The organism is Halomonas eurihalina, assembly GCF_008274785.1.
Classification (GTDB): domain Bacteria; phylum Pseudomonadota; class Gammaproteobacteria; order Pseudomonadales; family Halomonadaceae; genus Halomonas; species Halomonas eurihalina.
Map to the genome: position 1 here is coordinate 61,318 of NZ_VTPU01000017.1, position 20,324 is coordinate 81,641.

The 20,324-nt window shown below is 55.9% G+C and carries 13 protein-coding genes; 1 reads left to right on the plus strand and 12 read right to left on the minus strand.

From position 1 onward, the window contains the following. Positions 1–17 precede the first annotated feature (17 nt). The 11 genes from FZZ93_RS15205 to FZZ93_RS15255 form a co-directional block, all read right to left on the minus strand. Positions 18–1,244 (minus strand): glycosyltransferase family 4 protein, encoded by a 1,227-nt coding sequence (locus FZZ93_RS15205; protein ID WP_223111794.1) that lies wholly within the window; start codon positions 1,242–1,244, stop codon positions 18–20. Then, the gene (locus FZZ93_RS15210; protein WP_149323157.1) at positions 1,245–2,960 is read right to left on the minus strand and encodes a hypothetical protein; all 1,716 of its coding nucleotides are present in this window, start codon (positions 2,958–2,960) and stop codon (positions 1,245–1,247) included. Between the two features lie 446 nt (positions 2,961–3,406). Further along, entirely contained in the window at positions 3,407–4,171 is a 765-nt protein-coding gene (locus tag FZZ93_RS15215) for a hypothetical protein (RefSeq protein ID WP_149323158.1), read from the minus strand. 2 nt (positions 4,172–4,173) lie between these two features. After that, positions 4,174–6,315, minus strand: coding sequence for a glycosyltransferase family protein (locus tag FZZ93_RS15220; protein WP_187774548.1), 2,142 nt, complete (start codon positions 6,313–6,315; stop codon positions 4,174–4,176). Next, on the minus strand, positions 6,308–9,283 hold the full coding sequence (locus tag FZZ93_RS15225) for a glycosyltransferase family protein (protein ID WP_187774549.1): 2,976 nt from the start codon (positions 9,281–9,283) through the stop codon (positions 6,308–6,310). The genes FZZ93_RS15220 and FZZ93_RS15225 overlap by 8 nt, the downstream gene beginning before the upstream one ends. Before the next feature lie 33 nt (positions 9,284–9,316). Continuing rightward, positions 9,317–10,597, minus strand: coding sequence for a UDP-N-acetyl-D-mannosamine dehydrogenase (gene wecC, locus FZZ93_RS15230; RefSeq protein ID WP_149323159.1), 1,281 nt, complete (start codon positions 10,595–10,597; stop codon positions 9,317–9,319). A gap of 45 nt (positions 10,598–10,642) precedes the next feature. After that, positions 10,643–11,761, minus strand: coding sequence for a non-hydrolyzing UDP-N-acetylglucosamine 2-epimerase (gene wecB / locus FZZ93_RS15235; RefSeq protein WP_281290381.1), 1,119 nt, complete (start codon positions 11,759–11,761; stop codon positions 10,643–10,645). A gap of 469 nt (positions 11,762–12,230) precedes the next feature. Continuing rightward, positions 12,231–13,496, minus strand: coding sequence for a serine hydroxymethyltransferase (gene glyA / locus FZZ93_RS15240; RefSeq protein WP_149323168.1), 1,266 nt, complete (start codon positions 13,494–13,496; stop codon positions 12,231–12,233). Positions 13,497–13,639: 143 nt separating this feature from the next. After that, positions 13,640–15,061, minus strand: a complete 1,422-nt coding sequence (locus FZZ93_RS15245) for a hypothetical protein (protein ID WP_149323161.1) — start codon at positions 15,059–15,061, stop codon at positions 13,640–13,642. A 98-nt stretch (positions 15,062–15,159) separates the two neighbouring features. Continuing rightward, a complete protein-coding gene (locus FZZ93_RS15250) occupies positions 15,160–17,730 on the minus strand; it encodes an ABC transporter permease (RefSeq protein WP_187774550.1) in 2,571 nt (856 codons plus the stop codon). Next, on the minus strand, positions 17,727–18,446 hold the full coding sequence (locus tag FZZ93_RS15255) for an ABC transporter ATP-binding protein (RefSeq protein WP_149323162.1): 720 nt from the start codon (positions 18,444–18,446) through the stop codon (positions 17,727–17,729). Before FZZ93_RS15255 ends, FZZ93_RS15250 begins: the two co-directional genes overlap by 4 nt. Here FZZ93_RS15255 and FZZ93_RS15260 point away from each other — a divergent pair. After that, positions 18,445–19,131 (plus strand): arylesterase, encoded by a 687-nt coding sequence (locus FZZ93_RS15260; RefSeq protein ID WP_149323163.1) that lies wholly within the window; start codon positions 18,445–18,447, stop codon positions 19,129–19,131. The two genes, FZZ93_RS15255 and FZZ93_RS15260, sit on opposite strands and share 2 nt — an antisense overlap. Before the next feature lie 16 nt (positions 19,132–19,147). On the opposite strand, the gene FZZ93_RS15265 is transcribed toward FZZ93_RS15260, so the two are convergent. Then, positions 19,148–20,044: a DMT family transporter gene (locus FZZ93_RS15265; protein ID WP_149323164.1), complete on the minus strand. Its 897-nt coding sequence runs from the start codon at positions 20,042–20,044 to the stop codon at positions 19,148–19,150. Positions 20,045–20,324 lie beyond the last annotated feature (280 nt).

The window sequence follows — 20,324 nt, forward strand, 5'->3', positions numbered from 1 at the left end:
CCACCTCATACTAAGCCTTATTTTCCTGACTGATTGAGTACCTTTTCATATAACTCAACCAAAAGATGCTCCTGATTTTCCCAATTCAAGATTTTGGTCGCTTCACGCGCATTTCCGGCAATTAACTCTCTCTTTTCCGGGTTGCTAACCAGCACCTGGATGGCTTCAGCTAAGGCTTTCGTATTCCCCGGTTCAACGAGTAGGCCCAACTCATGTTGCCTGACAACCTTGTGAATCTCGGGCATATCAGAAGCGACGACCGGCAAGCCTGCGATCACGTACTCGAACAGTTTGTTCGAATCGGTCGTGAAGTGGTTCAGGCAGGTATTCTCGATGGGCTGGACACCAATATCGGCCGAGGCCGTATAGGATGGCAGCTCGCTCAAAGCCACAGTAGGAATGAAATGAATCCTCTCGGCCAAACCCAACCGCTCGGTGAGCTCATGCAACTCGCGCTCCTGGCTTCCTCCACCAATGAACACGAAATAGGTGCTGGGCACACTAGAGGCGGCCTCCACTAACCGCGAAAGCCCTCGGCCCGGCTGCAAACCTCCTTGATACAACACGATCGGCCACGACTGAGCCAGCCCTAATTCTTCGCGAATTCGGTTGGAGCCAAAAGACTTCATCAGCCGTGGGCGATTTTGCAAGACAAGTGGGCGTGGAATGCCATACGCACGGGCAAAGAACTTGGCACGAGCATCGGTGGTGGTGATAGCTCCAGCAGCCCTTGGAGCAAGTTTCTTTTCTATCCAGCCCACCGCGCCTCGGAAAGATCGATAACCCTCTCGGTCGGTACTGATTTCATGGGCATCATAAATCAAGGGAATCCGGGCAATACGGGCTGCAAGCCAGGCGCTTGGCAGCATATTCACATCGTGGGCATGCACGACATCCGGCTGCTCACGAAATATGGACCAAGCCATGCTGAGCATTGTTCTACAACGCAGGGCAACTAGGGCAAACACTTCCCACCTTGATCGCTCAGCCTTACCACCACCAGACCGATGGGTCACCTTGGAGTCACTGGCTCCATGGCGCTGCACTCTGACACCAGAGTCCAGTATTTCAAACTGGGGGGCAACATCCGGCAAGGCGATCGCATGGACCGTGACTTGATAGCCGGCCATTACCAGTGTCTCGGCCTCCTTCTGGACTCGTGCATCATTCAGAAAAGGGTTGCAGACCATCATGCTTACCTTGACCACATTGTGTGGTACCCCACGCTTGGCCGCTTGCGTCATTTATTGACCTTGTTCCATAAAATGCACATTGTGCTCATTCATGAGCCCCATAAGCCTAGGTAGTAATTCCAGGGCCTGCACATAGCGCTGACGGTTGCACTCCCGCTCCAAGGCAAAGGCCAAGGCGGATAGCTCGGCGTCCTCGATGGCGACCTCCCGAAGCGCCGGCCGACTCTCGCTCGCCTTTATGATGGCAGATGCCAATTGTTGCAACCCTCCCACTCCCTCCGGCCAACCAGCGCCGAGCGGCTCGAGCGACCAGCGGCCCCAGTTCAAAGCAAGTGCCGTGGCATCGTCAGTAACCCAGAGTGAGTCTTGAGACAGGTCTGGCTGATGAAGCACTAGAGGGAGCACCTGAAGCTTGTTCCCTAAACGAGCCAAGTTCTCCATTAGCGAGTCCAGCATTGCCCGTTGCTCATCTGAGGTTGTGGCCATGTACATACGCTCAAGCAGATCGACATTCAATCGCTGCCAGAGCATAGGGCGTGAACGCTGATAGCGATGACAGAGTTGTGAAGGTGGCTCTATGGCCAGCAGCTCGCTACGTACGGATTGTACCTGTAGCTTCACCTCAGCCGGTTGCGCTGAGTGTCCTGCGGGCAGCTCATAAAGGAGGCAGTGGAATTTTTGCACCTGCGTAGCCCCCACAAAGCGAGGAGCAGGAAGGCACGACACGCGCTCCCCCATAAGAGTAGCTTCATGCAGAGCATGTGAACTACGGTTTTTTTCAAAAAATTTTACCAAAAAACACCTTGATCCAGTAATGGCCCTAAGCGCGGCCAGATTAGTCTGTCCCGTCTGGAGCCACTCACAATCAATATCAGTCACGTCGTCATCTGAGAATTCTTCCAAAACCGCCCGAACCCATTGCTGTCTGGCGCTTGGTTGGAGTAGTGGCCAAATTGTACGCTCATGCTGAACGGGACTCGACAGCAATACTTTTCCATGAAAGAAAAGAGCATCCAATTTAACTCTTTGTTGATTCAGTGCTGCCAGATCTGCCACAAGGCCTGTCGCGCGAGTCATAATCTGACGACTAAGAATTAGTGTCACAATAGCAACTATTACACCAGGCGGATCAAAAACAATAAAATCCAATACCAGAAACGCGAAAGCAACAAAAAAACCGATCCCTCCTACTACATTGAGAAGATCCCGTAGTTTCGTCTCCAGCTTCTCCCTCACAGTTGCATTATAACGATGAAGAACCGAAAGCAACAGGAGGACAACAACGATGTAACCTATGATCACCATGGCCACTTCTGGATAAAACCATCCAAGCCCACACATTGCCAAACCAATGAAAACTCCGCCTGCCAAAGCACGCGAGTAGCGCTGATAGCCACCGGCAGCCACTTGATCTTGGTTTTCAAAAAGAATCATTTTATGGCTTTTCACTAATAACCGGCTAGTACCTAGAACAGTAACCCAAGTAACTATGCGTTCTGAAACCAAATGAACCAAGAAAAAGCACAGAGTCGCCAAACTCAACCCCGCAATTAGAAGATCACGGTTCAGCTCAGCCAAAAAAGTGGGAAAGTAACGTGGCACACCATCCGAACCGAGAAGAATAACAACTTTTAACGGAAGAAGCGATGCCAGTAACGATGACACTTGAGAAACTAGAGTAAAAAAGACGACGGCAACAGTTTGAGTGGCAACCACACGAAAGAATTTCGCGCCCAGAGAAGCTGACCACCGCAATGCATTCAACATATTAATAAACATAGATTCGACGTTTCTCTATAGCCCACACATTCGAATTAAAACCAATATACCACATTGGACTTTCATTCTAAAAACCTCTAGGAGCAGCCTTGATTTTACAAAACCAACCTTTTCATCGATCTATATAATCAAAAAAGACACAAAGACCTTTCAGCCTAAAAAACTTTGTCATATACCCCCCCTCATCTCGATTAAAAAAACCAGCACACAAACAAAGAGAAGTTCACCACAGGCCGCTACAATCTCGACCTCTTTCCTATAAAACCATGATCACCAATCAGATCCGAGACTTACTCAACACCCAAAGCTTTATCGACGAACACAAAGCACTATCAAGCACATGACAATTCACTTTCATCGACACCAATAAGCCAATAAAAACCTCACAACCGACATTAAAGACCAAAAAAGCCTACCAACACCCTAAACCTCTATTACAAAACTTTAATCTTATACTTATCTTCAAACAACTTTGCAAGTCGTAAGAACTCACTGGACTCATTGAAAAACTCACATTCTTCCCGGGTCATTCGTGTGCGCCTCTTCTTTCCATGGCGCTCAGTTGCATTCGTATTCTCGACTTTACCTAGAATATTCCGGACATCATGCTCATCAAAACTTAACTCCCTAAACTTAGAGAGCATATTATCAATCACCCAAGAGGTTTTGTCATGGGCACATAAAAATTCATCAAGACTAAGAACCTGAAAGTCAACATTTTCATTTTCACTTACTGCCAACCCGGAACGCATTGATTCTGTCGTTTTTGAAACATAATCCTCGACACTAACCCCAAAAGATGAGTTTTCAGAAAGAAAACTCTCCTTCACATTCCTAACACAGTAAAAAAAAACAACCCTCTCAAAGCCAATCACCTCCTTAATCTCCAAGAAATTATTCTCTGCTCGTGGGCATTTAAAACCGGCAACTTTCAATCCTTGGAAATCAAAAGGGCTATTAGACCCCTTGGAGAAGGCAGCATAAGCGTTTAATGCAGACATCATCCTCCACTTTCTATAGTTATCACCTGTCCAGCGACCCGCATTAATTTTATCCGCAATCTGAAAAACGTTCAGAAGCGAACTTATTACTTTAGGATAAAACTCCCCTTTTATCGAAGCGTTATCATGATTATTCAATATATCAGTAAACTGCCTAGTTCCTGCCCTCGGAAAGCCACCTATAATGCAGATCTCCATGCTCACTCCCTCTCATACCTTAGAATTTTCAACCAGCTACTCACCACAGAATCAGAACTCAACTCTTGCGGTAACTCTAAACTTTCTTCTCGTCCTCCATGACTTAGCAAAAGTTTCTTTGCTTCCACGACGGAGCTTACAACGAATCGCTCCCCCCAAATCTCTTCAGCCCCGTCCCAATTCCAAATCAATGGGAATGCTCCCGTTAGCATCCCTTCGCCAATGGCCATATGGAAAGATTCAAAATCCGAGGGGGAGAGCACAAAGCCCACCATGGTGAACCAGTCGTTTATATCATCTCCTGCAGGATCAAAGATGACCTTATACCGTATCTTAGGGTTGCTGTTGATGCGTTTAAAAATATTACGAAAGTAAACTAGCTCATCTTCACGACTCAGCAGCCAGCTATAATCTAGCGGGTGCTTTCCTTTGATACGTAGACAGTATCGCTCATCTTCTTCCAGTAACGCTTCTAGCAAGTCTAGTGCGCGATCTAACCGCTTCCGGGCAGGAACAACACCGACCATCCCCAGAGTATAGCGCGCATCACCAGTCTTCTTCTTGAGTGAGAATTTTGTTTCATCCAGCAAATTAGGAATAACAGAGGTCTTTTCGAAGGGGAAACCAAAAACTTTCTGCCCTTCCCGCCGAATAAACTCACTGACGTAGCTAATGTGATTGATATTATCCCAGTTAGCCTCAGCTACATAAGGCAACTCCCTTTCTTGAAGGTGGAAACGTGCTACCAAGCGCTGTTGCGGTTTCTTGTGATGCGAGTACCACTTGAGATTGCCCAGACACCATTCACAGAAGATCACATCGGCCTGCTCCAGGAGAGCTCGGCTCTGGGCTTCGTCGTGTTGGTTGTGTCCCTGCCACTGGTCGATGAGAAACTCGAATTGGCCGCTAGCTTCCAGCTTCTTCTTGAGTAAGGTAAAGAACTTGAGGTCATGACCGGCTACCAGCACCCGGGTCTTTGACTTCGTAGCAGGCGCTTTGGGTGTTTCTTCAAGCCACTGACGAATTTCACCGACGCGAGTAGAGAAGGTGTGGCATTGGGCCAGTTTTTGAAGTGTATCGGCAGCTTGCTGAACTACCGCCGGTTCACCGAGCGCTCGAGCTAACTGGAAAGTGAAGTCTTCGGGACTATTCGCAAAGAGCGGATAGTCTTGGCCAAGCAGTTGCTCGTGGAGCGGGTTTCGATTGAGAATCACTGCACACCCTGCCCCGCCGTACTCCAGAATCTTGGTAGAGTATTCCAAGGTGTCGTTCATGCTCTCGTCACGCCAAGAGAGGCCTACGCGAGCTTGCTGCAGTTGCTGCTGAACAGCATCACGTGACAGAGCCCCGAGCCAGCGTAAACCTGAAGTGCTTTCCAGGGCCTTCCGCATACGTTGTTGGTAAGTCGGAATATCGGGCTCATCATGAATCTTGTCGCCTATCACTACCAGCTCGCTGCTAGGCAACTGAGCGTGGATAACAGGCCACTGCTCGGCCATTTCCAAGGTCATCCAGTCTCCCTTGAATTTTCCGGCATAGATAGCACGCAGTGGACGCTCGGCAAGCGACGGCAGAGCCTTGGTCAGGTCAGGAATCACCGGAGTATAGAGGCGAACCTTGGAGGCATCGAGATCCGGTACCAACGACTGCCACAAGACCTTGAAACCTTGGGTCTGACACAGCAGGCGATGACAACCGTGAGCGATTCGCTGGAAAGCATGACGCTGATCGGTGCTGTAATCCTCCAACCGCTGGGGAATGTCCGTCAGATACATCCAACACTTGGAAAGTGTAGCCGGTACTTCCTGTATCTTCGTGGCAATATCCAGCCCACGTACAATGATCACATCATAAGGGTTGGCTCGGTCCAGACGGATTGCCAAATCCCCCATCATGGCCGGAGTAATACGCGAAAAGCCCTTTCCTGACCAATATTTACGGTCACTTCCGTCGATAATGGTCAGGTTTTTTATGCTTTTTAAAGGGCTGTAGAGTTCGTCACGCAATGGGGTGCTTCGAGACAGGAACTCGACCTGAGCGATTCCGGTAGCAGCAGTAGCCCGGGCAATCGTCTCAGACCAGATCGATGAGCCGTCGATATAGTTCAGGTCAGGGTTACCGCAGATGAGTACGCGCTTAGTCACAGTCCCCCCTCTCAACTCTCTGCTCTGTCATACCACCATGTTGAAACTGATCACTGTCAGCAAGGTAGAGATCCGGACGTGTCAGGTACTCGTCAGGGTGGCCCTTGAGGGGGGACTTGAGAAATTCGCTGGTCCACCACAGAGTGCCTGCCAGCACAGCCTGTCCTCCATAGGCAAAATGATCCTTATCGGGCGCCTTAGCCCAACCAGCAGCCTGTGGTTCATAAAGAGTGGCATTGGCCAAATCGCGCAGATAGTGCTCACCATAGTAACCATGGGGCGTGATCCAGCCCGCGACGGGGTACTCTTCCCGTTGCTCGGCGACCCAGGCGGCTTGCTCGCCAAGTTGCAGCAACACGATTCGCTCGAACGGGGTATAGGTCAGATGATCAACAACCCCCGGTGCGCAGGCAACCCCTAGACGAAACGCACCATAGCACTGCTGGCGAGCGAAACGATCCAACGCCTCCAATTCAGCATGGCTTTGAACCTCAGCCACCAGAACAATAGCGGGGTCGGTGAACATACGGCTTTCAATGCCCAACCGATCAAAGATTTCGTTCAGGCGATGGGCATAAGTGTGTTTAGCAAACACCTCGCGAATGCCTACCAGACTGCGGCGGCGCCACTCGACATCGTCAGTCATCAAGGTGTGAAGGGCTTCGTCAGCTTCTTCTTGGCTATGGACCAACCAAACGGCGTCGGATTCGAATAAATTCTCGATACCCTTGGCGTATGTGCTAACGACGGGGGTCCCACAGGCCATTAGCTCGAATACCCGACGCGAAAACATGGTGGGGGAATCTATCACTGAATTAACGTTAAGGAACACCCTGTAGCGACTATATTCTTCACACAGTTCCTTGTAAGGAAGACTTCCCTTTATGCCGGCTTGATATTCCTCCGGGAAGGGAAAAATACCAGAGCCGTAATTCCGGTCATATATATCCAAGCCATATTGATTAGCTGCCTGCAACAGCCAACTCATCATCTCACCACGTTCAGCGTGACGGTTGCCATACCAACTGCCAGCAAAACAGGCGCGCGACTTGCGGCCTGCAAGAGGGGAAGGTTTGTGCAGCGCCGGCTGAGCAGCAAAGGCCAATGCATGAACGTTGGGATTGCCAGTTTTCTTCTGGTAAGAAATTTTCATATTAGCATCGGTGGTAAAGATGTGATCCACCAGCTTGGCACTACACATGAATTTTTGGTGATGAACCGGGTCTTCCTTGTTCCAGAACACAGTAGGAATACCCTTCTCTTGAGCATACTGGCAGATATGTGCTACTTCTTGGCCTGGCTTGTTAGAGTAGTCCGCCACACGATATTGCCAACTGCCATAATTTCCCTTCCAGGCACTTTCAATTAAGAAGAACTCAGGCCGATACTTCTCGGCGAGAGCGTACCAATTATCAGGACGCGGCTGGATCAGATTCAGATCCTTCTCGAAACAGCCTGTGGTGAATTCGTCAGTAATACCAATCACATAGGGTTTGCCTTTTTTTGGTGGGCAGTCTTGCCAACCGAGAATACTGATCTCTTGTGCAGCGGATGAAGGAGGATGAAACACTTCACGCTGCTTTACGGCCTCACCATCTTGGGTTTTCGAAACCAAAGAATGACTGACAAAATGCGCTATAATCTTTCTTACCGGCCGCGGATAACTCAGGTAAGCAACTTTGCTATATGGAACACCTAGCCGCATGGCAAGGGGGACTACCATCTTCCACTTTACATACCGAAGCCCTTTCCGAAGGTCTATGCGAAATCCAACCTTCTGTTTTTTCAGACGAAAAAGCCGAACTGGCAACTTAAAAAAACCAACCAAGGACTTTGAGGCATTCCTTAAATAAACTCCCGCACTGTAAGCTGGACTATATCTTAACGCGGAATATCTTTGACTTACATCTCGATACTTTGCATTGGCAGACTTATACTTTCTAAAAACATCCTGATACTTCGAATTCAGCTCCTGACTCTCCTTTCTCGCAGTCTCCAACTTTTCTGTGAGAACGGTGTTTTTTTGGATAATATCTCTACACTCTTTGCTTTTCCTATCAATCTCCTCCCTTGCATCAGATAGCTGATTGATAAGCCTATTATTCTGCAACTCACTGGATTCCAGCTGAACCAGCAACTTCCTGTAGCCATCCCGACACGGCGAAGTCTGAAGAAGGCTAGGGTTTACATCTGCATTATCAGAAACCCTTGACAGCATTAAATAATCTTCGCAGTATATTTCTTTTATTCTCGCCTCAATCTCAGGGGTTATCACTTGCTCAAGTTTAGGAAGCGCATTTTCCCGAATGTATTTCTTTTGAAAATAAATAGCAGGACTATCAGTGTCGCAGCTCTCTAAACGCACACTACCACTGTCAGTGCTATTGCTAGACGCTTCAAACGCTTTATCACAGATATCTTTTGGAAGAACCTTTAGCATTTCCCTATGGACGTGCTCCATAGGTATCGCCATATTATACGTTATAGGTAACAAATGCCAAACTTGCGGATACAAATGAGCATCGACCTCTTTCCATCGCTCTGTTTCTAAAAGCGCAACGTAATCATTAACAAAATCACAAAACGTAAACAACCCAGGATCTCGCCCTGAAGCTTTACTCAACTTTTCAAGAAGATCCTCCGCCCCATCCTGTTGTATTAACTTATTTTTATAAACAGAAAAAACACGCTCAACTGGGTCCCTGTAGACAAAAACCTTATTCTCAAAACTCCTATCTATCTCTTCTGGCGTAAGATCGTTGACTTGGGCATACTTTGCCATGCAACTAAGCGAGGGTTCCTTTCCGGGGCACAGCCCTGGATGCATCAACTTGAACAGTTTCTTAAACGACGTTGAAGCATTCTTTCGGATATAGGTATAGAAAAAAGAAACACCATCATTCTGAAATAAGAAATCAGGTGAAAACCCCTTTTTTTCAGGAAAAAGCTGCCGAGGATTATAAGACATACAACCAACCCATTGTTAGGTTTTAGCGCACCATCACACTGACCAAACACCACGGCTATCGATAAGATGATCCGTTTTTATTTTAGCTAACGGTATCTCCTTAAATCCCTTATGATCAACTAGGAGCACTATTACATCAGCTGTCCTCAGCGCTTCTTCCTCTTCAACCAGTTGTGCGCGGCTTAATGCCCCCCCAGGCAACAACTCAATATTTGGCTCTACTATCAACGACTGACCTGGGTGAGATCCGACGATGTCTTCCGCAATCTTCAATGCTGGGCTCTCACGTAAATCATCAATATCCGGCTTAAAGGCCAGTCCAAAGCAGGCAATAGTCACATCTTTGGCGGTTTTATCGAAATTTTCACTTAGGTATTTTCCGACAGCCTCATTCACCTTATCGACCACCCATTGGGGCTTGCTATCGTTCACTTCACGAGCAGTGCGAATCAAGCGAGCTTCATCCGGTGTCTCGCTGACGATGAACCAAGGATCCACAGCGATACAGTGGCCGCCCACCCCGGGGCCGGGCTGCAGAATATTGACACGTGGATGCCGGTTGGCGAGACGGATCAGCTCCCATACGCTGATATCGAGCTTGTCACAAATGATGGATAGCTCGTTGGCGAACGCAATGTTGACGTCCCTGAAGCTATTCTCGGTTAGCTTTGCCATTTCAGCGGTACGAGCCGTCGTCGTAATGCACTCCCCTTCCACAAAGATCTTGTAGAGGTCTGTGGCAGCCTGGGAGCACTTGCTAGTCATGCCACCAATTACCCGGTCATTCTCCACTAATTCACGCACCACATGGCCGGGAAGCACACGCTCGGGGCAATGGGCAATCCGAATATCGGATTCGTCACCATGAGTTTGCGGAAAAGTAAGATCAGGCCGCAATTCGGCCATCCAAACTGCCATCTGCTCAGTGGCACCTACTGGAGAGGTGGACTCGAGAATAACGAGATCTCCCTGCTTGAGCACCGGGGCAACCGCTTTGCTTGCTGATTCGATATAGGTCAGGTCCGGCGTATGTTCATTGCCATTCTCTGCCTTGAACGGAGTAGGCACGGCGATCAGGAAGGCATCCGCCGGCTCGGGGCTAGTGGCCGCGCGCAGGTACCCCTCCTTGACCGCGGCATGCACCACGATGTCTAGCTCCGGCTCGACAATATGAATGTCACCGTTATTGATGGTGTCTACCGCATGCTGATTCACATCCACACCGATGACGTTCTTGCGGCGAGATGCAATGACAGCCGCCGTGGGCAAACCGATGTATCCTAAACCAACTACCGAAATAGTATTGAATTCCATTTATCGAGCTCTCGTAAACTATTCTAAAGAATGGAAGAGTAAAAATTATCGATTTGCCAGTATTTCCAGAATTCTCTGGCAAGCTTTCCCATCACCATAGGGGTTATGGGCGTAACTCATTTCCTCATAGGCACTGCTATCGGTCAGGAGGCTGTGTAACTCACCGACGATGCGCGCCACATCAGTCCCTACTAGTTTGACGGTACCGGCATCGACCGCCTCTGGGCGCTCCGTAGTCTCACGCATCACCAACACCGGTTTACCAAGAGAGGGGGCTTCTTCCTGGATGCCGCCGGAATCAGTCAGGATTAGATAAGCACGGTTCATCAGGTAAACGAACGGAAGGTAATCCAAGGGCTCGATCAGATGGATATTGTCAATGTCCGAGAGCAGCCGCTTGACCGGCCCAAGGACATTGGGGTTCAGATGAACTGGATAGACGATCTGGCAATCGGGATGAGCAATTGCTGTATCATGAAGCGCCTGGCAGATGCGCTCGAAACCGCCACCGAAGCTCTCACGGCGGTGCCCTGTCACCAGGATCAGTTTACGATCAGCATCGAGGAAGTCGAACTGTTCAGAAAATTGTTGCTGAAAGCAACTACTGTTCTCGAGCTTGTGGACCACATCCAGCAGCGCATCGATGACGGTATTGCCAGTGACATACACATTTGCCGGGGCGATATTTTCCTCTAGGAGGTTATTCCCGGAACGATCAGTGGGTGCGAAGTGCAGCTCGGCTAGTGCCCCAGTGAGCTTTCGATTGGCTTCTTCCGGCCAAGGACTATAAATATTCCCCGTGCGCAGGCCGGCTTCCACGTGTCCCACGGGAATCTGCTGATAGTAGGCTGCCAAAGTGGTGGCAAAAGTGGTCGCCGTGTCGCCATGCACCAGCACGATATCCGGTTGGGCCTCGCTCAGAACACCTTTCATTCCCTGCAGGATGGCCGTGGTCACGTCTGTGAGATCCTGGCCGGGCTTCATGATATCCAGGTCGTAGTCGGGGACGAGAGAAAACAGGTCCAATACTTGGTCGAGCATTTCGCGATGCTGCCCAGTAACGCACACCTTGGCATCAAAGCGCTGATCATTGGCCAAAGAAATTGCCAGAGGTGACATCTTGATCGCCTCCGGACGCGTACCGAACACACACAGGGTTTTGATAGGCATATTACGTCGACAGTGATAGTAAATTACTTAATTTTCAGGAAAACCAAGAGAACACCTTGTTTATTGGGTGGTCATGGACTTGGCAGTTTACGCGCCTTTTTGACATCCGCTATTTTCTTCAGGGCAATGTGACAAACGAGCAGCGGTAAATGGTGAGTGGCGTAGAAGCAGGTAAACGACAACTTAAGTAGCAGCAGGCGAATATAAAGTTTAGGCACAGCTCAGTACCTGGGACACTTGGGGACGCTACCGCCCGGAGATTGTTCCGGGCGAAATCTCTTACCCTTAACAACACCGAAACTTGTCGGTATCGATTTTACTTACCCCACTGGTCGCATGAGATCCACAGGGCTGCCCAGCACCCCATGACCTTTGATGCCCCCAGGCACCACTCAGGCGCTCGCCCCAGAAACAACTCAGGCGCCCCGCAGGACGCCTGAGTTTACCACAATATGACCGAGCCTCACCGATACACGGGCAGCCGGGCACACACTTGTTCAACCTTGGCTTTCACCTCGGCCTCGATGGCGACGGTGTCTTCGCCCTTGACCATGACGTCGAGGATATCGCAGATCCAGCCGGCCAGCTCGCGGCATTCGCTTTCACCGAAGCCACGGGTGGTCACCGCCGGCGTACCGATGCGCAGCCCAGAGGTCACGAAAGGGCTTTGCGGATCGTTCGGTACGGCGTTCTTGTTGACGGTGATATGAGCGCGGCCCAGGGCGGCGTCCGCGTCCTTGCCGGTCAGGCCCTGCTTGACCAGCGACAGCAGGAAGAGGTGGTCTTCAGTGCCACCGGAGACGATGTCGAAGCCGCGCTCGATGAACACGCCGGCCATCGCCTGGGCGTTCTTCACCACCTGCTGTTGATAGGCCTTGAAGTCGGGCTCCATGGCCTCCTTGAAGCAGATCGCCTTGGCGGCGATGACATGCTCAAGGGGACCGCCCTGCCCACCGGGGAAGACGGCGGATTGCAGCTTCTTCTCGATCTCGGGGTCGTTCTCGCTGGAGAGGATCAGGCCGCCGCGCGGGCCACGCAGGGTCTTGTGGGTAGTGGTGGTCACCACATGGGCGTGGGCCATCGGGCTCGGATAGACACCGGCGGCCACCAGGCCAGCGATGTGGGCCATGTCGACCAACAGGTAGGCACCGACCTCGTCGGCGATCTCGCGGAAGCGGGCCCAGTCGATGATCTGCGAGTAAGCCGAGAAGCCGGCAATGATCATCTTCGGCTGGTGTTCGCGGGCCAGCTTGGCGACCTCGTCATAGTCGATGCGGCCGCTCTCGTCGATGCCGTACTGCACGGCATTGTAGTGCTTGCCGGAGAAATTCGGGCGAGCACCGTGAGTCAGGTGGCCACCGGCGTCCAGGCTCATGCCCAGCACTGTATCGCCCGGCTTGACCAGGGCCTGGAAGACGGCGCCATTGGCCTGAGAGCCAGAGTGTGGCTGGACGTTGGCGTAACTGGCACCGAACAGTTCCTTGGCGTAGTCGATAGCCAGCTGCTCGACGATGTCGACGTACTCGCAGCCGCCGTAGTAGCGCTTGCCAGGATAGCCTTCCGCGTACTTGTTGGTCAGTTGGCTGCCCTGGGCTTCGAGCACCCGGGGGCTGGCATAGTTCTCGGAGGCGATCAGTTCGATGTGTGCCTCCTGACGCGCGCTCTCCTTTTGCATCGCATCGAACAGGACATCATCGAAACCGGCAATCTGCATATCACGGCTGAACATCGGCGCAAGACCTCGCATCACGGGAAAATCGGAGGCGCTCATCATACCCCAGCCCATGGCGGCTTTCACATGAAAGGCCGTCATGGTTGAGCGCATCATTTCTCATGGGCGCTTGAGAAATTCTGAAGGCGCCTTCCGCGCGGTCAGCGGGTGTGCACTTGCATCGACAGCTTGCTCGGCAGCACCAACGGGTCGTCGGCCAGGGCGTCCAGTTCCTGCTCGTCGCCTTCCGGCAGGGTGAAATGCACGACCAGCTCGCTAGCCTTGCCTTCCATCATGTCGACCAGCCCACCGAACAGAGTGGCGAATTCCGGGCCGAACAGGCTGCCGAGTCCCTTGGCCTGGGTACGCGCCTGCGCCATGAACTCATCCTCGCTCATGCCCTGGCTGGTCGCAATCACTGCCGGCAGGCGGCCGAACAGCCCGAGGTCGGTCAGCGTCGTCTCGATCTCGCCGCCCAGCAGGGTGACGTCATCGAGACCATCCACCTCGGCGAAATAGGTCGACGGATCGACACCCTCCGGCAGGCGGGCCGGCGTCTCGCTGTCCAAGGTCCAGCGGAAGGCGTCGGCGGCGGTCACCCGGCTCTCGCCGAGCAACATCGCCCGAGTATCGTCCAGCGCCTCCCACTGCCCGTCGAAGGCGGCATCGAGCGCCAAGTGGCCATTGCCGCCGGTGAGCACATTGCTCATCATGCGCAGTCGAGTACGCTCCTCGGCCGGCGCCAGCTCGATCATCCGCGCCAGATCAAGATCGAGCGATTCCAGCCGCAGACTGCCAGCGCCATCCGCCATGTCGCCGTCGACCAGCAGGCGATCCAGCGTCGCCGCCAGACGCTGGGCCTCGATATCCAGATTCTTCAGCTCCACGCGGTCCGCCCGCGCCCCGGCCTGACTATTCAGATCGCGCAACCCCTTGATGTTCAGGGTGCCCAGCGTGAATTCGCCATCACCGATCTCGCCAAACGCCTCGCCACTGCCGGCGATATCGGTCGCTTCCAGGCTGCCGATGGTAGTCGGGGCAATATCCCTGACATCCAGGTGCTCGACCGTCAAGCGGGGATTGGTGACGCTGCGCGGTGTCTCGCCGGCCGCATCAAGCACGGTACGGCCATTGCGCTCGATCACCAGCCCTTCGGCGGTCAACTCCGCGGCCTCGAGATCATCGGCCAGCACGCCCCGGGGCGACAGCACCGGGCGAGAAGGCTCGACGACCACCAGCCGGCGCGCGGTAATCGTCCCCGTCTGCCCGTCCTCTTCCTCGGTGACCTTCAAGCCTTCCAGGACCACTTGATCGGGATCGTCGTAATTGCCCTCGACGACATAGCGATCGACCTGCACTCGCTCGCCCCGTTCGCTGACGTATTCCAAGTCTTTCGCACGGGTTTCACCGCCCAGCAAGCTCTCGGAAACCTCTCCGATGGTCAGCTCACCCGGACGGTCGGCGAACAAGGCGCGCAAATCCGCCTCGAACTTTTCGGCATCCGCCAGGGCGGGCCCGGCTAGCGGAACGGAGAGCGCCATGGCTAGCGCCAGGCGGGACAGAAAAGTACGGCTAAGACGCATGGGGATTACCTCCTCCGTAATCTGGGCAGGATGCGTCCTGCCACTCTTAGTAGGTTTTGCTTATGGCTTACGGCTCAAGACTCACCGCGCAGCAGGGGTCAGGTCTCGCCGAGCAGGCCAAGGCTCGCCGCCGGCGCACGACGCCGCAGCCCGCGCGAGAGCCACTGGCCGATACCTCCGACCAGCAGCACGCCGCCCAGCGGCAACCAGGCCCACAAGGCGGGATGCCAGCGTGGTGCCAGGTCCAGCCAGGCCATGTATATTCCGGCGGCGGCCAGCTCCGCCAGCACGGCGGCCAGCAGGCCGCTGGCCAGCCCCAACAGGGCGAACTCGGCCCCCTGAATGCGCGACAACAGCCGGTCGCCGGCGCCGAACACACGCAGCAACCCCGCCTCGTGCGCCCGCACCGGCAGGCTCGCTACCAGGGCGGCGTAGAGGACGCTGACTCCGGCCAGCAGCACGAAGACCAGCACCAGTTCCACCGCCCGGGTCACCTGGTCGAGCACCTCGCGAACCCGCGACAGGATCGACTCGACATCGAGCAGCGTCACGGCCGGGAAGTCACGAATCAGCCCGCGCAGCACCTCCCGCTCACTGCCATCGAGGTGGAAGGCGGTGATGTAACTGTGGCCGAATTCTTCCAGCACGCCGGGCGGGAAGATGACATAGAAGTTGGGGCGGAAGCTGTCCCAGTCCAGTTCCCTCAGGCTGGCGACCTGCCCCTGAAGCGTCTCGCTGCCGACCGTGAAGGTCAGGGTATCGCCAAGCGCCAGCCCCAGGCGTTCGGCAAGATCGCTCTCCATCGAGATCGGCGCGACGGGATCAGCGGCGACGGCACCCAGCCAACCCTCTGCCGTTGATGCCGACGGCGCGAACCACTCGCCGGCCACCAGCCGATTACCGGTCGGCAGCTCGTCACTCCAGGTCAGGTTGAGCTCGCGACGCAAGGCATTGTCGCCACGCGACGCTTCCGGAACCACTTCGCGTGGCGGCTGCCCCTCGATGGCGGTGATGCGCCCACGTACCATCGGGTACAGCGCGCTACGCGCCTCGGCGGCCCCGGCCAGCGCCGCCGCGAAGGCATCGCGCTCGGCAGGTTGAATGTTGATGGCGAAATGGTTCGGCGTGTCTTCGGGTAATTGAGCCTGCCAGGTATCGAGCAGATCACCGCGCACCAGGGCGATCATGCCCATGGCGAACAACGCCGTCGCGAAGGCCAGCAGTTGGCCGAGACTGGCGGTGCGACGCCGCGCCAATTGCTGCCCGCCCAGCCTCAAGGCCCGCCACGGGCTATCGTGAGACTCCGTCTGGCGAGGCAGGCGCGCGCAGAGCCGGGCCAGCAGGGCGAGCAACGCGCTGCCCAGCCCCCAGAGCGCCAGCAAGGCCGCCAGACCGCCGATCAGCAGCCCCATGGCCAGCACGCCATCGCCGGAATACAACCACAGCAGGCCGCCGAATACGCCGGCTGCCACGGCCACCACCCACCAGGCCGAGGCCGGCAGCGGATCGAGCTCCCGGCGCAGCACCTTCAGGGCGCTGACGCGGCGCAGTCGCAGCAGGGTCGGCCCGGCGAAGCCCGCCAGCACTGCCAGAGCCGTGAAGACGCCCATGCCCAGCGGCAGAATGCCCGGCGGCGGCAGCTCGATCGGCATGACCGCACCCAGCAGGGCCAACAGCGCTGCCTGTCCGGCCAGCCCTAGCACGGCGCCGAGTAGCGAGGCCGCCAGGGCCAGCCACAACAGTTGCAGAACGAAGATCCACACCAGTTCGCGCTGACTGGCACCGAAGCAACGCAGCAGGGCCGCGGTGTCCAGATGCCGCTCGACATAACGGCGCGTCGCCATGGCCACGGCGACCCCGGCCAGGAGTACCGCCGCCAGCCCCGCCAGGCTCAGGTAACGGTCGGCGCGTCCCAGGGCGCTGCCCAGCCGGGGCCGATCCTGGCGCACGTCCCGCACCTCGACGCCTTCGCCGCGCAATCGCTCGAGCAGCGGCGCGACCTGCTCCACTGCCTGCGCCGGCCCTGCTGCCAGCAGCTCATACTCGATACGCGAGCCATCCTGCACCAGCCCGGTGGCCGGCAGGTCATCGACATGCATCATCAGGCGCGGGTTGAAGCTACCGAAGCCAGCAGAGGGGTCGGCCTCACGCTCGATCACCGCGCCGACACGGAACTCCCCGCTTCCCAGATGCAGTCGGTCGCCGGCCTCGACATTCAGCAGCATGGCCAGCCGTGGCGCGACCCACACCTCGCCACGCGCCGGCCCGCTGGCCACCTCCTCGACGTCGCCGCCCCGCGAGATGCGCGAGACGCCATAATGCGGATAGACGTCGTCCACCGCCTTGAGGCTGACTGACTGAAAGGCATCGCCTTGGCTGACCATCGACACCATGTCGACCTGGTCAGACAACGTCAGCCCCGCTGCTTCCAGTGTCTCGCGCAGCTCGGCCGCGAAGGGGCTGGACTGCTCCAGGACCACATCGCCGCCCAACAGCTGGCCCGCCTGGCGGGTCAGCCCCCGGTCGAGGCGATCGAGGAAGAAGCCGATCATGGTCGAGGCAGCCACCGCCAGTGCCAACGCCACGAACAACGCTCGTACATCGCCGGCCCGCAGGTCGCGCCTGAGGCCGCGCCAGGAAAGGCGCAGCAGTCGCATCGGGTCGTTCATGCGCCGACCTCTTCGCGGGTCATCTCGACGAGCTGGCCATCTTCCAGGCGCAGGCAGCGATCACAGCGCCGCGCCAGGGCGTGGTCGTGGGTCACCAGCACCAGGGTGGTGCCAGCCTCGTGATTCAACTCGAACAGGGTGTCGATGATGCGCTCACCGGTCGCCGGATCGAGGTTGCCGGTGGGTTCGTCGGCGAAGACCAACTCGGCGCCCGTAACGAAGGCCCGGGCCAGGGCGACGCGCTGCTGCTCGCCGCCGGATAGCTGCTTGGGCAGGTGATCGAGGCGTTCTCCCAGGCCGACCCGGGTCAGCCAGTTACGGGCCCGCGACTCGGCATCCGCCACCGCCGTGAGCTCCAGTGGCATGAGCACGTTCTCCAGCGCCGTCAGGGTCGGCAACAACTGGAAGTTCTGGAACACGAAGCCGACCCGACCGGCGCGCAGCCGCGCCCGGCCATCCTCGTCCAGCTCATTCAGGGCTTGGCCGAACATCGCGAGCTTGCCGGCACTGGGGGCGTCGAGCCCGGCCAGCAGGCCTAGCAGGGTCGACTTGCCCGCCCCGCTCTGGCCGAGAATGGCCAGGCTTTCGCCGGGGAGCACCGCGAGATTCAGGTCCTTCAGAATGGTCAAATGCCGTTCGCCGCTGTCGACCTGCTTGGTCAGGCCTTCGGCGTGTAGAATCGGCTCGATGGCATTCGAGTGCGAGGAGATGGACATGCGGCAGCGTTCCCCCATTGGTCAAGTTCACAGCCCCTATCGGCAGCTTCTGCAACGCGTCTGGCTGGCCCTGGTGCTGTGCCTGATCGCCGGGCCGGTACTGGCTGCGCCTCGCCCGCTGATCCTGGTGATGGGCGATAGCTTGAGCGCCGCCTACGGTATCGAACGCCAGGACGGCTGGGTCAGCTTGCTGGCCGATCGCCTGACAGGCAAGGCTCAGGTCATCAACGCCAGCATCAGCGGCGAAACCACCGCCGGCGGCAAGGCCCGGCTGCCCGAGCTGCTGGGACAGCACAGCCCGGACATCGTTCTACTCGAACTGGGCGGCAACGACGGCCTGCGCGGCCTGCCGCCCACCCAGATGCGCGCCAACCTGGCAGAAATGATCGAGGCCAGCCAGGCATCCGGCGCCGAGGTGGCACTGCTCGGCATCGATATTCCACCCAATTATGGCCAGGCCTATCGCGACGCCTTCACTGGAGTTTTCACGGCGCTCGCACAGCGCTACGAGGTTCCCCTGTTGCCCTTCCTGCTCGACGACGTGGCCCTGCACGACGAGCTGATGCAGGACGACGGCATCCACCCCACCGCTGCCGCCCAGCCACAGGTACTCGACAACGTCTGGCCGGTGCTCGCAACGCTGCTGGAGTCCTCGGGCGTCGAACTCGCCGAGCACCAGGACTGAACATCAAGATCGCACTTCAAGATTGAGCATCGGCGGGCTCGGCCGGCGCCTTCTGCCGTTGCTGCAGGCCGAGTCCGCCGAGGATCAATACCAGCCCCAGCAGCGTCGAGGACAGAATCGGCTCGCCGACGATGAAGAACAGCAGCACCAGTGATATCGGCGGCGACAGGAAAATCAGGTTGGAGATCCTGGCGGTGCGCGAGACCGTGCGCATCGCCAGTTGCCAGAACACGAAGGCGATGCCCATCTCGAACAACCCCACATAGATGCCGGCGGCAAGCCCGGTAGCGCCGACCCACTCCACCTCGGGGCCCAGCAGCAAGATCACGGTAAGCACCGGCACGCCGACGCTGAAATTCTGCCATTGCGCCACCAACGGCGCACGCCGGTCGCGGGTGTTGAGCAACCAGTACAACGCCCAGATCAGCGTCGAGACCAGCGCCAGGCCGACGCCCAGCGGATCAGCAAAATCCACGTCGAACACGCGGCCCCGGGTGGCGATCACCCATACCCCGGAATAGGCGATCAGCCCGGCCAGCACGTCCATGCGCGTGAGCCGCTGGCCGAGTATCGGCACGGCGAGAAAGGCCATGGTCAACGCCCAAGTGTAGTTGAGCGCCATGGCCTCCTGGCCCGGCAGCCGGTCATAGGCCGCGAACAGCACCAGGTAATAGGCCACCGGATTCATCAAACCAGCCCAGGCAGCGGTCCGCCAGCCATGGCGCAGGGCTTCCCGCAACTGACCGCGACGCAGCACCAACACACCGATCACCGCCCAGGAGACCAGCGAGGCGATCCACATCAGTGTCAAGGGCGACATATAGCCCAGCGCCACCTTGAAGGCCGTGGCCACCGTCGACCACAACCCGACAGCACCGAGACCATAGAGAATAGCGCGACGATCCGATGTCATAGTCTCTCCCTGTTCATAGGGAAACACTGAATAAATGCCTGCGCATGCAAATCGCTGCGTTTCGCGGTGCTCGAAAGCTCGCCTAACTTCATGTTATGTCTCGCTTTCTGTGCTCCTGACGCCTTGCGCTTCACTATGCTCGGCGATTTATTCAGCATTTCCATAGACCAACGCTCAAACCGCACGACTGGGGATGGCCCGTGGCTCGTAGCTCGTAGCTCGTAGCTCGTAGCTCGTAGCTCGTAGCTCGTAGCTCGTAGCTCGTAGCTCGTAGCTCGTA

Excerpts from the sequence above, each read along its gene's own strand:
- FZZ93_RS15205 (WP_223111794.1), bottom strand. The coding sequence starts at position 1,244 with ATGACGCAAGCGGCCAAGCGTGGGGTACCACACAATGTGGTCAAGGTA.
- FZZ93_RS15210 (WP_149323157.1), bottom strand. The coding sequence starts at position 2,960 with ATGTTGAATGCATTGCGGTGGTCAGCTTCTCTGGGCGCGAAATTCTTT.
- FZZ93_RS15215 (WP_149323158.1), bottom strand. The coding sequence starts at position 4,171 with ATGGAGATCTGCATTATAGGTGGCTTTCCGAGGGCAGGAACTAGGCAG.
- FZZ93_RS15225 (WP_187774549.1), bottom strand. The coding sequence starts at position 9,283 with ATGTCTTATAATCCTCGGCAGCTTTTTCCTGAAAAAAAGGGGTTTTCA.
- wecC (WP_149323159.1), bottom strand. The coding sequence starts at position 10,597 with ATGGAATTCAATACTATTTCGGTAGTTGGTTTAGGATACATCGGTTTG.
- glyA (WP_149323168.1), bottom strand. The coding sequence starts at position 13,496 with ATGTTCAGCCGTGATATGCAGATTGCCGGTTTCGATGATGTCCTGTTC.
- FZZ93_RS15245 (WP_149323161.1), bottom strand. The coding sequence starts at position 15,061 with ATGCGTCTTAGCCGTACTTTTCTGTCCCGCCTGGCGCTAGCCATGGCG.
- FZZ93_RS15250 (WP_187774550.1), bottom strand. The coding sequence starts at position 17,730 with ATGAACGACCCGATGCGACTGCTGCGCCTTTCCTGGCGCGGCCTCAGG.
- FZZ93_RS15260 (WP_149323163.1), top strand. The coding sequence starts at position 18,445 with ATGCGGCAGCGTTCCCCCATTGGTCAAGTTCACAGCCCCTATCGGCAG.
- FZZ93_RS15255 (WP_149323162.1), bottom strand. The coding sequence starts at position 18,446 with ATGTCCATCTCCTCGCACTCGAATGCCATCGAGCCGATTCTACACGCC.
- FZZ93_RS15265 (WP_149323164.1), bottom strand. The coding sequence starts at position 20,044 with ATGACATCGGATCGTCGCGCTATTCTCTATGGTCTCGGTGCTGTCGGG.